Here is a 13,347-nt window from a genome sequence, read left to right as displayed (position 1 = left end):
ATGCCAAAAGAAGAAGCAGTAAAAGTTGACGGGACAATTGTGGAAACATTGCCCAATGCTTCTTTCAAGGTGGAGTTGGAGAATGGCCATCAGGTGTTGGCGCACATTTCCGGCAAGATGAGGATGCATTTTATTAAAATTTTGCCAGGAGACAAAGTGACGGTCGAGCTTTCGCCGTACGATTTGACACGAGGAAGAATTACTTACCGATATAAATAGAAAATAAAAATTGATAAAAGAAAGCGGATGGTGAAGTCATGAAGGTGCGATCTTCAGTAAAAAAAATCTGTGATAATTGTAAAGTGATTAAGAGGCGCGGCAAAGTGCGGGTGATTTGCAAAAATCCGCGTCATAAACAGGTGCAAGGTTGAGAATAATTTTTAGGAGGCTGTTTTGGCTCGTATTTCAGGAGTAGATTTACCTAACGATAAGCGAATCGAAATCGCGCTCACGTACATTTATGGCATTGGGAAAACGTCGGCAAAACAAGTGATTTCCCAAGCAAATATAAATCCCGATACGCGAGTAAAAGATTTGACTAACGAAGATATTGGCAGAATCCGGAACGCATTGTCTGATTATAAGATAGAAGGTGCTTTGCGAACGGAAGTGTCTATGAATATCAAACGTTTGATGGATATTGGATGTTATCGGGGCTTGCGTCATCGTCGCGGTTTGCCTGTTCGTGGGCAGCGGACTCATACTAATGCCAGAACGCGTACCGGCAAACGCCGGGCTGTCGGCGCAAAGAGGAAAACAAGATAATAAATTTTATGAATGATATATTAGTGTTGGAGGTAAATGTTGGCTGGTCCTAAAGGAAAAAGAACAAAAAAGCGTGAGCGCGTCGAAGCGAATGGCGTTGCGCACATCAAAGCCACTTTTAACAATACAATTGTGACGTTAACGGACAACTACGGTAATGTAATTTCCTGGGCCACGGCAGGCCGTGCAGGATTTAAAGGCTCTCGCAAGAGTACGCCGTTTGCCGCCCAGTTAGCAGCGGAAGCTGCTGCAAAAGAGGCAATGGATCTTGGCCTGCGCAGAGTCGAGGTTTTAGTCAAAGGGCCTGGCGCTGGACGCGAAGCCGCCGTCAGAGCCATTCAAGCGGCTGGTTTGGAAATAGCGGCGATCAAGGATGTTACCCCGATACCTCATAATGGATGTCGTCCACCAAAAAGACGACGGGTATAAGCGGAATCAACCAATATTGAATAATTAAGCTTGGAGATGGTTATTAATGGCAAGATATAAAGGACCTGATTGTAAATTGTGCCGGAGAGAAGGACAAAAGCTATTCTTGAAGGGAATCAAATGTCATTCTAATAAGTGCCCTTTCGACAAAAAGGGTTACGCTCCCGGACAGCATGGTCGTTCGAGACGCTTCAAACAGTCAGAGTATGGGATTCAGCTTCGAGAAAAACAAAAAGTGCGCCGCATCTACGGCATTTTGGAAGCGCAGTTCCGCAATTATTTTGCGAAAGCTGACAGAATGAAAGGCATCACCGGCGAGAACTTGTTGAAATTATTGGAAAGTCGGCTGGATAATGTTGTCTACCGTTTGGGTTTTGCATCTTCTCGAAAAACAGCGCGGCAGTTTGTTCTACATCGTCATTTCTTGGTCAATAATCGCCCCGTGGATATTCCTTCATTCGTACTGAGACCCGGCGATGTTGTTCAAGTCCGTGACAAAAGCAAAAAGATGAAAGCGATTCATACTTCTCTCCGCCGCATGAAAGATGATCGGATGTATTCATGGTTAAGTTTGGATAAAGCGAATTTGACCGGCACTTTTTTGAATGCTCCGAATCGCGAGGATATTCCGGATGAGATCAACGAATCGCTAATCGTTGAGTTGTATTCGAAATAATCATTTTTGCTATTAAATAGAGTAACTTGAAACCTCAATTTTTGAGGAGTTAGCGTAATATGAATTGGCTAAATTTTAAAATGCCCGAAAGCATCGACTTAGATGAATCGACATACACTAATCGGTACGGTAAGTTCGTCGTGCAGCCATTAGAGCGGGGATTTGGCACGACACTGGGAAATTCATTACGTCGTGTTTTGCTTTCTTCGCTTCCGGGGGCTGCGATTACATCGATTCGTGTGGACAAGGTGCTGCATGAATTTTCCACAATCCCAGGGATGGTGGAAGATGTGACCGATATGATTTTAAATTTAAAACAAGTCAGGATTAAACTGATTAATAAGCGACCGGATAAGGTTGTTCTTGAACTCAAAGGCGCCAGAGAGTTTGTCGCCGGAGATATTGCTAACGGAAAAACCGATTTTGAAATTCTCAATCCTGATTTGCATATTGCCACTTTGAATGAAGATGCGGATTTTCGGTTGGAATTGCGGATTGGTAGGGGCAAAGGATACGTTCCGGCGGAAGAAAACAAATTGCCGGATCAACCCATCGGTACTATTCCTATCGACGCGATATTTTCTCCGGTCACTCGTGTCAGCTACGTGGTGGAAAACACTCGTGTGGGACAGAAAGTGGATTATGAGCGATTAATCCTGGAAGTCCGCACCGACGGTAGCATCACTCCGGACGACGCGCTTACTTATGCCGGAAAGATTTTAAAGGATCATATTCAATTGTTCATCAATTTTGATATCGAGCAGGAGCCGGAAGAGGAACCGGATATTGACGAAGAAGTTGTCCGAATCCGAAAATTGCTGAGAATGAGCGTCGATGAGTTGGAATTGTCGGTCAGATCCCACAATTGTCTGATGGCGGCGAATATTAAAACCATCGGCGATCTGGTTCGTCGTGATGAACAGGAGATGTTGAAGTTTAGAAATTTCGGCCGGAAATCATTGACGGAATTGTCCAAGATTCTGGAAGAAAAAGGTTTGCATTTTGGCATGGATGTTGAAAAATACTTAAAGTCGGATAATTATTGATTGAAGGATTGATCTTATGAGACATCGTAAAGCATTCAATAAACTTAATCGCACGGCGAGCCATCGGAAAGCATTGTTGTCCAACCTGGCGACGCAGCTGCTTACTTATAAAAGGATAAAAACAACCGCGCCAAAAGCAAGAGCGCTTCGGCCTGTTGTAGAGCGGTTAATTACGTTCGCCAAAAAAGGAACGTTGGCCGCTCGGCGTCGTGTTTTGAGAACGGTGAGGGATAAAAAAGTCGTCAAATCGCTGTTCGACGAAATCGCTCCCACATTCGAAAATCGCCAGGGCGGATATACAAGAATTATTAAATTAGGTCAACGCGCCGGCGACGGTGCTGAAATAGCGTTCATCGAATTGGTCGGCTTCGAAGGCGTCAAAAAAAGCAAGAAGCAGAAATCGAAAAAAGAGTCGAAAAAGAAACAGCGAACCGATGAAGAGGAATCAGATTAAGAATCTCAGTTAAAAAAAAAGATTTTCTTTCGACAGGCTATTCCGAAAACGACAAAAAAGCAACCTTGATCATAAGGTTGCTTTTTTTGTTTTTGGGCAATGGATTCCCAAAGAAGGTCATTGCAAAAAATGCAGTATAATTTATTGCTTAAAATGGCGAGTTCCGCAGAAATATTGTGGGGTTTAGTTTTATGAATTATAAAAAAAGCCCCCGCATAATTAGCTCACGCGGGGGCTTGGAAAATTACAACATGAGAAGCTATTTCAATAACGTCATCATCTTGGTCACTTTCACGTTGCCAACTTCGAGGCTGTAAATGTAATTGCCAGTGGCTACGCGATGACCGAAATTGTCCGTCGCATCCCAGATAGCCCGATGCGTACCGGCAGCCTGGTATTTGTCATCCACCAGAGTTCTTACTTCCTGACCCTGCAAATTGTAAATGCGAATGGTCACGTTCTTGTCCAACGGGAGAGTGTAGTCGATCGTCGTCGTCGGGTTGAACGGGTTCGGGAAGTTTTGTGCCAGTTTGTAGTCGTTAGGAGTGATGATGCGATATTTGTGTTCGGTGACGCCGGTACCGCCAGTGTATTCAAAAACATAGAGCCAGGAATTTGAATAGGGCGATTCAATCATCGAGGTCACGATTTCCTGATTGCCGTCACCATCCAGATCCGCATGCGGCACCATAATTCCGAATGATCCATGAACTGCAGTCAGAACGCCATTGCTGTAATAGTCGCCATAGACAAAATCGCGATCGGCGAATACTTCTTTCATTGTCCAACTGGACTGCGCCATCATGTCTGCTCCGCCGCCGTTGTATTCCAGGCTGCGAACTGCGCCGCGAGCGTAAAGCGTGAAATAGAATTCAGGATTTCCGTCGCCGTTGAGATCACCAACATCGCCAGTAAGTCCACTACCGCCTGCGTCGTCGCGCAAAAAGGCATAATGATCGGGATTGGTAATGTCAAGGTCATGAATATTCGCTGGGGAATTAACCAGATAAATGGTCGCGTTCCAGTAAGAATTGAAAATCAATTCATCGTCGCCGTTGCCATCAACATCGGCAACGCCGAGACCTTTATAAACGACTTCGTCTGTCATTGTTTTATCTGCCAAAAAGACAGTCTCATCGTAGGTGTCGGGAGCAGTGGCTTCGAAAATAGAAAGCTGTCCGTTATTCCAGGTAGTGAAAATGGCTTCCTTTTGGCCATTACCATTGATGTCAGCGACGCGCGCCATTTTCGGTGATCCGGTACATTCTCCGGAAGCGCGATGCTGAGCTAATTCAACCAACCAGGTCGGGAAACCAGTCAGTTCACCGTCGATACAGGAGAAAATGTACAGACCATCGCCGGATGTACCGCCAGCGTCGGAAGGCCAGAGCACTTCCTGATGCCCGTCTTGATCAACATCTTCGACCCAGATACCTTCAGTCCTGTTGCAAGCAGTCAGACGAGAATCGATTTGACCAGCAGGCAAAATATAGGTAGGCCCGCCGTCGATTCCAAAACCATTATCCGTAGATCCGTCCCATTCAAAGAAATAGAAGCCGATACTGTCCGGATTGGCAGAAATATCGGTTCCGCCCATAAGCATGACGAATTCATCCAACCCATTTCCATCCACATCGCTTACTTTGATGTCGCGGGGGCTGGAGCCGGAAGCCGGAGCGCCTGGTTTGTATGAGTACACCCATTCCACAGTGTTGTCATCGACAACTTCGTAAACGTGGAATTTACCGTTGTATTCTGTACAAGCAATTTCGGGTTTGCCGTCCTGATCAACGTCGGAGCCGGCAAAAATACCGCGCGGATTTGAATGCACCGGATCGACAGTCAGGTCTGTGTCCGGACTATCGTGCCACATTATGCTAAAGCCAGCGTCGGGCAGATATTCGTGTTCAATAATGCGCAGATAGTGCTCGTCGCCGCTACCGCTGTAGATGAGCGCTACTTCGTCTTCGCCATCGCGGTCGAAATCGCTCACGCACATGTGCTGCATTCTCTGGGTTGTATCGGTGTAAATTGTGTAAGCATCCCAATTTGCGGGATCGCCTGGAGCATTCGGATCAGCAGTTTCACCGCGAGGTCCAGTGTATTCCAGGTCCATCAAATAATTACCGGAAGCGGCAAAAATTAAATCGGGACCATCTGATCCAAAGCCGTGATCAATATCGCCGTAAGCCAAACCGGTCAGATTCCCGCCGTCCGGATTTACCCAGATTTCATGGACATTTGTCGAATCAATTAGGCTTAATTCGCCTGGGTTGGTAACGATGAAAATTTTCCCTGGGCTACTTCTTCTGGCGTAAATTAATTCTGCTAAACCATCGCCGTTGATGTCGCGGGCGCCCATACCGCGCAGGCAGTAGCCATCGACATCGCGAGACATGTGCAACTCCGGGTATTTTGTGTAACTGTCTTCCTCTCCGCTGCATTCGTAGATACGAATGCTGTTGTAATCGGATGTTCCCACCGCGAAATCGCCCAGGCCGTCGTTGTCCATATCGCCGTAAGCAAATCCCCAGGGGCTGTATTTCAATGTATCGGTGTATTCGGTTTCAAAAATCGGGAAACTGAGATCTCCGCCGGTTTCTTCCACGACCCAAACGATATCTTCGCGTGTTTCGCCGATGATCAATTCCGTGTTCGGATCAGTGTCCACATTTGCGGCAAAAATACAGGAAATGCTGCCGCCGAGACCATTTACGTCATAGGTTGTTGCGTTTTCAGGCCCCATAGGAAAAGGAAAGCCATCAGTGATGGTGGTATCTTTTTCCCAAATCCAAATGCCTGGAGGTGCCGGGCCTGTGGGCTGGGCAACGCCTGCAATCAATTCGGGTAATCCGTCGCCATCGAGATCCGCGTCAGGACTTGTGGCGAAGAGGACATAGCTGTAGGTACATTCGTCGATGTAGGAATACCAGACAACTTTGTAATTGTCATTGGCGTCGGCTTCCACGACGAAATACCAGGCGCCCTGTACCGGGTCGTCAGCAGCACAGAAAATTTCATTTCTGCCGTTGCCGTCAAAATCCGGCAAAGTTCGCGTTGCCCACAGTGTGTAAGGAATACCGTTAGGAAAGTCGAGTTTGTCGGATGACCACGTGAGATTAAATTTGTTTTCACCTTCTTCTGCTGCAAAAAGCGTGTACGATACAACTAGCAGCAGCATCATGGTAACAATTAGTAGCTTGTTTCGATGCATTGGAACCTCCTATAAAATTACTCAGGGGTTAAATGAATTAGTATTAAGAAAAGAAATACTTAGCGGATTGTGCGCATCACCTCCTTTAAGGAATTTTTACTCAAAGTATTTGTGGAAAAATTTTATTAGAAGAGAGTTTTTCAAATTGTTCATTTTGTAGATGAGTATCATGTGGTATTTTCCGTGACAATCAGTGTTAGCTCAAGTTTGAAACTTGAAATCGGGACTCAGGTTGACCCTTGTAATAGATTATAATAAAAAAAAATCTAAATGTCAAATAAAAAATTAAAATAGTTTAATTTTTCACTTGACTAACTAACTTTGTTTTATTAAATTGTATCTAAAACCAAAGTCAATTTATCAATCAATAAGATTGGAGGATAAAATTGTCGAGCAAAAAAATTCTATTAATGATTTTAATCTTCTGCCTTTTTGTGCTGACGACATCCTGGGCCGGGATCACCGGTAAAATTGCCGGTTACGTCAAAGATGCAGAAACAGGCGATCCTTTGCCAGGGGTGAACGTCATGATCGAAGGCACGACTCTGGGGGCGTCCACAGGCCTCGACGGTTCGTATTACATCATCAATATTCCGCCCGGCGTTTATAGCGTCAAGGCGAACATGATGGGATACGGCCCGGTGTTGAAAACTGGAGTGCTGGTAAAAGTGGGTCTGACCACTGAGGTCAACTTTGCACTTAGCTCTGCTGTTCTGGATTTGGGCGCGGTTGTCGAGATTGTTGCCAAAAGGCCTATTGTTCAAAAAGATTTGACTTCCGGGCGCTCTGTGATCACCTCAGAGGAAATTAAAGAAATGCCTGTGGAAACATTCCGCGGCGTATTGTCAACAAAAGCAGGTATCACGACGGGCTCGAACGGCGCTATTCATATTCGTGGCGGTCGTTCCAATGAAATCGCCTACTTGATTGATGGTATTGCCATGTCCAATCCTTTCTGGGGTGGTATGTCCGCAGTTATTGAAAATACAGCGATTCAAGAGTTACAGGTCGTCAGCGGGACGTTTAATGCTGAATACGGAAAAGCGATGTCCGGCATCGTCAATATTGTCACGAAAGAAGGCGGAAAAGATTATCACGGCAATTTTACCACTTACTTTGGCGATCGCGTGAGTACGCACAAAGATATTTTTCTGAATATCGAGGACGTCAATCCGCTCAGCCAAACAAATTTTGACGTCAGTTTGAATGGCCCCGTACCGACATTGGGGAACAAAGTTACTTTCTTTGCTTCCGGGAGATATTATAATGAGAAGGGATACCTTTACGGAAAACGGGAGCACAATCCAGGGGATGCAATTTTTGTAGAACCGGCTTCTGCCAGATCCCTGGCGCAAAGCCCTTACAATGATGGCCGGATTCATTTTCTGGAACCGTTCACAGATAGAAATAAAAATGGGCAGTTTGATTTAGGGGAGCCATTCACAGACATCAATGGTGATGGCCAGTATCAACCTGGTGAGCCTTTTGAAGATCTCGACGGAAACGGTTACTATACGGAAACCGAGCCTTTCGAGGATCTGAACGGTAATGGCCTCTGGGATACCGGATTCAGCGGAGATAACAAATTAGTCCCAATGAACCCGTATCGGAAGTTTTCCGGTCAGGCGAAAATTACTTTTCGTCTCAGCCCCCAATTTATTTTTCGTTACACAACTCTTTATGACAAAATAAAAAACAGAAGTTATAGCCATATTTACAAATACAACCCCGACGGCATTCCGACGACCTATCAGTGGTCACTGACTCATAAACTGGATTTTACGCATCAAATATCTCGAAGCACGTTTTATGAGGTAAAATTTGCTCACTACGAGAATGATTATAAGCGATATCTGTACAAAGACTGGCAGGATCCGCGCTATTTGCCAAATATTCTCATTTCCAGTACCCCGGGGAATGAATTTTATGGCGGCGGCATGAATAAAACCCATACGTATCGGAATTCCAAAACTTCTGTGCTTCGATTCGATCTGACAAGCCAAGTGAATAAGCACCACCAGGTGAAACTGGGTTTTGAAGGTCGCTACCATGAGCTTTTCTATCATAGCTACTATATTGATATTAGCGAAACTTATGGCTGGGTTCCGACAATTCACACGCCGGAAACCAGCACTTCCAATAATATGTACAACCGCTATCCTCGCGAATTTGCCGCCTACATTCAGGATAAAATTGAATTGAAAGACATGATCATCAATATCGGCTTGCGCTACGACTATTTTAATTCAAATTGGAAAGTTGCGGCCGATAACAAGGATCGTTTGCTGATCGCCGGCAAAAGAGAATCGTTGGCTGAATTAAAATTAAAAAATGCGACGGCAAAGAATCAATTGAGTCCACGATTGGGAATAGCCTATCCCATTACTGACCGCGGAACAATTCATTTTTCGTACGGTCATTTTTTCCAGATGCCTCCGTTCGCGTACTTGTATGCGAATCCCGAGTTTGAGGTCGTCAGCGGACGTTTTAAATCTGTGTTAGGAAATGCAGATTTAAAACCCCAGCAAACCGTCATTTACGAAATCGGCCTGCAGCAGCAGGTATCTGACGATATCGGAATTGAGGCTATCGCTTTTTACAAAGATATCAACGATTGGCTGGGAACCGAGGTTTTCGAGCTTTACACTCGCGGTGATTATTACAACCGTTACGCGACGCTTGATTTTGGAAATGTCAAAGGTTTTACTCTCTCTATTGAAAAGCGTCGTTCAGGGTATTTATCAGGTTCTCTGGACTATACCTATTCTGTCGCCGAGGGAAATTCCTCTAATCCTCTTTCAAAATTTTATGATTTGCAAAGTATTCCGCCGGTGGAAACTGAAAAAAGGGTTGTGCCACTGGACTGGGATCAAACCCATACTTTGAATTTCACAGTGACGGTCAGCCAGGCGAAAAAATGGGGAATCAGTCTGATCGGCAGAATGGGATCGGGCTTGCCATACACACCCTCGCGCGATGCGATTCGGATTGACGCTGAGAATAGCGAGCGCAGACCGTCGCAGATGACCTTTGATCTTCAGGCGCACAAAGATTTTTATTTTTCCAACAATCGCTACGCCACGCTTTTTATTAAAGTGTACAATCTTTTTGATCGCTTGAATGAGATATTAATCTATTCTGATACGGGAAGAGCAACTTATGCGCTTTATCCGAGTACCGATCATGGCGACGAATATGGACGTCATTATTTGAAAGATTATTTGACCCGTCCTAATTATTATTCTTCGCCGCGTTCAGTGAGATTGGGCATGTCATTTGGTTTTTAAAAGTAAACGGATAATTTTGGATTAATTTCCGTTTTTTGCAATAGAAAATAACAAAAATTATTAGGGAGATAAAATTAAATGACTTTGAAAAGATTTTTAGCGGGAATATTGCTGCTGCTGTTGAGCGCAACTCTTTTTGTGGGATTGGCGCAGAATCCGCTTCCGCCTTATCCCAAAAAATCCGATCCGCCGGAGGTCTGGCAGGAATACCGCAGACAGCAAACGCAACTCAGAAAAATGCTATTGGGCGATCACGATTGGCGCAAGGAAGGAATCCACAATGGTAATCAGGTTTCCACGGTATTTTACAATTACGGGACTATTGGTCAGCCCGGTAATCGCGCTTCTCTCGTCTGGCCCAAAGGATTCGGATATGATTATGGCTATGAATTTGGCGTTTTGATTGCTGCGGAAGTTTTTGACACAACCGGCATGAGAAGGCACATCATTTCCGAAGGTTTGGATTATGGCGGAGACACGTCTCCTTCCGGCTTGCCCTGGGGCTTTGAACCATTACCCGGCTACGCGCGCTTTGAGCAGCCATCCATTGCTATGAGCGATGATAAATCGACATGGCCTAATAGTTGGCCTAATCGTCCTTCTAATTGGGACGGTCATTGGATTGCTGAATATGGATTGGATGCTTCGACTGCTGACCAGGAAAGTTATTTTATTATGGATGATGCTGCCAATGCTGAGTTTGCTTTTTTCCCGAATCCGATAGCAGAGCCTGATCGGCGCGGTGTAGGAGTGGAAGTCGAATCTCGGGGCTATCAGTGGCACCAAACATTGGCGCAGGATTGTATCTTTTTTATCTACAATGTCAAAAATGTGGGCGCTGATACGCTGCAAAAAGTATATTTAGGAATGTACGGCGATCCGCATATCGGCGGATCATCTGATTACGATGATGATGTTGGCGCCTGGGATACGAAATACGACATGGTTTATGCCTGGGACAAAGATTTCCGTGGTAGACCTAATGCCTGGCGGCCCGGGTATTTGGCGTACAAATATTTGGAGAGTCCCGGCGAGCCTTATGATAATATTGATAATGATGAGGACGGATTAGTTGACGAATCCATGCAAGATAATATTGACAATGATCATGACTGGGATCCTGAAGTTGACGACGTTGGCGCTGACGGCATAGATGCGGATGCCAATCGAAACGGTATCCAAGATGGGAATGAAGAATGGGATTACGGCGAAAAAGACGGCATCCCGACGCATGGCGAGCCAAATTTTGATGAAACTGATCTCGACGAAGCCGACCAGATTGGGTTGACTTCTTTTGCTGTGTATGAATACGCAAGTATGACGCCAGCGCAGGACGAGGCGACATGGGCGAAAATGGTTTCCGGAGTGTTTGACACTACCGATTTGGCAACGCCTAAGGATAATGTATTCCAGTACGGCTCAGGTCCGATCAAGATGGGGCCTGGTGACAAACGACGTTTTTCCATTACATTGTTTTTTGGCTACGACGTAGATGACTTGTTCCGCAGCGCAGCAACGGTGCAGAGAATTTACAACGAAGGCTATCGCTTCACCAAAGCGCCGGAAAAACCAAAAGTAACAGCGGTCGCCAAAGACGGTCGGGTAACGCTTTATTGGGACTCCTTCGCCGAACACTCCCGCGATCCGATTCAAGGCTACGATTTTGAGGGGTACAATATTTATCGTGGCACAGACCCGGGATTGAGCGATGCCTATGTCATTACAGACGCTCAGGGAAATCCGACATTGTACAAGCCCATTGCTCAATTCAATATGCCCGGAGATGGTTGGTTCGGTCCCCATCCCGTGGAAACGGAAAATGGAATTCATTTTTTCATGGGAAAAGATGATACTTCGGCTTTGCGCCATTCCTGGGTTGACACGACGGTTACCAACGGCCAGACTTATTACTACGCTGTCGTTTCTTTTGATCACGGCGATTCCGTTGATATTGCCCCCACGGAATGTCCCTGGGAATTTGATGAATACCCGCCATTTTCCGGCAATTATCTACCGACAGTAAACACCGCGATCGTTACCCCGCAGGCTCCTGCTGCCGGTTACGTACCTCCTACTGTGGAAAACGAAAAAATAGATCACGTGGGCCCGGCGACAGGCAAAATCGACATTTCTTTTCTGGACCCGGACAAAGTTAAAGACAATCATATTTACAAAGTTGTTTTTGATAGCAGCGAATCGGAAGGGACGACATTTAATTTGTGGGATGCCAGTGTGCAAGTCGCTGAATTGCTCCCGGTGACAATTCGTTATGAATATACCAAATGGGATACGACAGTTGTCCCGCCGATGCCAGTTGACTCTGTCAGATGGGCGACACTTAAGCTGTCGCATCCGAATACTATTGATAACGCGTATTTTGAAGTTTTCAACGCTGATAGTTCCTACAAATTCCCCCGTGACACCAGTCTGTTTGAATTGAATCCGGCGAAAGGGTGGGTTGTCATCAAGGATACGGATCAAATGCCTGTCGATCAGCTTTATTATGTTAAATATCAATATTATTTGATTGCAAATTCTCCTTATGTCGATGGGACAGATAACAATCCGTTCGTTGATGGATTCCGAATTTTAGTGAAAAATGATCCGTTAACAATTGATTACAAGGGAACCGGATTCATCAAGGGGAATAGCAATTACAATGTGGCCGTTGGCAAGTATCCCAATCAGGGAATTGAAGTGCCTTATGATTATTGGATCGTGCTCACTGATACGGTTGCCACGATTTCTTACAATAAAAAACCGTGCAAATTTTATGTTTTGAATGTAACGGACAGCACCGAGGCGCAATTTGTTTTTCAGGATGCGGATAAGGATTCTGCAATTTCCAACGGCGATATTCTCTTTCCGATCATAATGCTCAACAATCGTCCGCGTGGTACCTGGCAGGCGAGATTTATGGCGCCGCGGGACAGCATTGTGTTGGTCGATTCACTGACTGCAGACGGTTACGCAGTTTATGATAAGGAAGGTGAAAAAATAAGAATTCCTGTCGATACTATTTTTGTGGAAAAAGTTCCGCCGGAACCCGGCGACATCTTTCTTATTCATACGAAGAAACCGTTCACAAACAAAGATGTTTACAGTTTCACTACGAAAAGATCGTACATTGAGCCGAAAAGGGCGAGATCGATGCTTAAGAATATCGCCGTTGTCCCGAATCCGTACGTAGCAGCTTCGGAATTTGAAATCAAGCCAAATCTGATTTCCGGACGCGGAGATCGGTTGCTCTATTTCATCCATTTGCCGGCGAAATGCACTGTTCGCATTTATACACTCACCGGTGAATTGGTAAGGACGTTGTACCATGACAGTCCTTTTGAAGACGGCTCTGAGTCCTGGAATTTACTTTCCAAAGACCAAATGGATGTTGCTTATGGTATTTATCTTTATCATGTGGATGCGCCGGGCGTCGGTGAATTCATCGGGAAGTTTGCGGTGATAAAGTAAATTGCTTA

Annotated in this window: 10 protein-coding genes; 9 read left to right on the top strand and 1 reads right to left on the bottom strand. The window is 45.3% G+C overall.

The annotated features are described in order from the left end of the window. From infA to rplQ, 7 genes are read left to right on the top strand one after another with little or no spacing between them, the layout of a single operon-like run. Positions 1-219 carry a translation initiation factor IF-1 gene (infA, locus tag GXO74_14705; protein ID NOZ62908.1) on the top strand — a complete coding sequence of 73 codons (219 nt, stop codon included), beginning with the start codon at positions 1-3 and terminating at the stop codon, positions 217-219. 38 nt (positions 220-257) lie between these two features. Further along, positions 258-371 carry a 50S ribosomal protein L36 gene (gene rpmJ / locus GXO74_14700; GenBank protein ID NOZ62907.1) on the top strand — a complete coding sequence of 38 codons (114 nt, stop codon included), beginning with the start codon at positions 258-260 and terminating at the stop codon, positions 369-371. 22 nt (positions 372-393) lie between these two features. After that, positions 394-765 carry a 30S ribosomal protein S13 gene (rpsM, locus tag GXO74_14695; GenBank protein NOZ62906.1) on the top strand — a complete coding sequence of 124 codons (372 nt, stop codon included), beginning with the start codon at positions 394-396 and terminating at the stop codon, positions 763-765. 36 nt (positions 766-801) lie between these two features. Then, complete coding sequence (gene rpsK, locus GXO74_14690) at positions 802-1,194, top strand: 30S ribosomal protein S11 (GenBank protein ID NOZ62905.1); 393 nt, start codon at positions 802-804, stop codon at positions 1,192-1,194. A 46-nt stretch (positions 1,195-1,240) separates the two neighbouring features. Beyond that, a complete protein-coding gene (gene rpsD, locus GXO74_14685; protein ID NOZ62904.1) occupies positions 1,241-1,870 on the top strand; it encodes a 30S ribosomal protein S4 in 630 nt (209 codons plus the stop codon). Between the two features lie 59 nt (positions 1,871-1,929). Next, entirely contained in the window at positions 1,930-2,916 is a 987-nt protein-coding gene (locus GXO74_14680; GenBank protein NOZ62903.1) for a DNA-directed RNA polymerase subunit alpha, read from the top strand. A 16-nt stretch (positions 2,917-2,932) separates the two neighbouring features. Beyond that, the gene (gene rplQ / locus GXO74_14675; protein NOZ62902.1) at positions 2,933-3,370 is read left to right on the top strand and encodes a 50S ribosomal protein L17; all 438 of its coding nucleotides are present in this window, start codon (positions 2,933-2,935) and stop codon (positions 3,368-3,370) included. Between the two features lie 259 nt (positions 3,371-3,629). Here the strand turns inward: rplQ and GXO74_14670 are convergent, their stop codons facing one another. After that, entirely contained in the window at positions 3,630-6,584 is a 2,955-nt protein-coding gene (locus GXO74_14670) for a T9SS type A sorting domain-containing protein (GenBank protein NOZ62901.1), read from the bottom strand. Positions 6,585-6,970: 386 nt separating this feature from the next. On the opposite strand from GXO74_14670, the gene GXO74_14665 reads away from it, so the two are divergent. Continuing rightward, positions 6,971-9,871 (top strand): TonB-dependent receptor, encoded by a 2,901-nt coding sequence (locus GXO74_14665; protein ID NOZ62900.1) that lies wholly within the window; start codon positions 6,971-6,973, stop codon positions 9,869-9,871. A gap of 78 nt (positions 9,872-9,949) precedes the next feature. Beyond that, a complete protein-coding gene (locus GXO74_14660; GenBank protein NOZ62899.1) occupies positions 9,950-13,339 on the top strand; it encodes a hypothetical protein in 3,390 nt (1,129 codons plus the stop codon). Positions 13,340-13,347: the final 8 nt, after the last annotated feature.

It is taken from the genome of Calditrichota bacterium (genome assembly GCA_013152715.1).
In the GTDB taxonomy this organism is placed as follows: Bacteria; Zhuqueibacterota; Zhuqueibacteria; order Thermofontimicrobiales; family Thermofontimicrobiaceae; genus 4484-87.
Note: the sequence above shows the minus strand (reverse complement) of the source record. Positions and strands in the feature narration are given on the sequence as shown.

What these genes read in the sequence shown, in the direction of transcription:
- infA (NOZ62908.1), top strand. Translation starts at nt 1, where the DNA reads ATGCCAAAAGAAGAAGCAGTAAAAGTTGACGGGACAATTGTGGAAACA.
- rpmJ (NOZ62907.1), top strand. Translation starts at nt 258, where the DNA reads ATGAAGGTGCGATCTTCAGTAAAAAAAATCTGTGATAATTGTAAAGTG.
- rpsK (NOZ62905.1), top strand. Translation starts at nt 802, where the DNA reads ATGTTGGCTGGTCCTAAAGGAAAAAGAACAAAAAAGCGTGAGCGCGTC.
- rpsD (NOZ62904.1), top strand. Translation starts at nt 1,241, where the DNA reads ATGGCAAGATATAAAGGACCTGATTGTAAATTGTGCCGGAGAGAAGGA.
- GXO74_14680 (NOZ62903.1), top strand. Translation starts at nt 1,930, where the DNA reads ATGAATTGGCTAAATTTTAAAATGCCCGAAAGCATCGACTTAGATGAA.
- rplQ (NOZ62902.1), top strand. Translation starts at nt 2,933, where the DNA reads ATGAGACATCGTAAAGCATTCAATAAACTTAATCGCACGGCGAGCCAT.
- GXO74_14670 (NOZ62901.1), bottom strand. Translation starts at nt 6,584, where the DNA reads ATGCATCGAAACAAGCTACTAATTGTTACCATGATGCTGCTGCTAGTT.
- GXO74_14660 (NOZ62899.1), top strand. Translation starts at nt 9,950, where the DNA reads ATGACTTTGAAAAGATTTTTAGCGGGAATATTGCTGCTGCTGTTGAGC.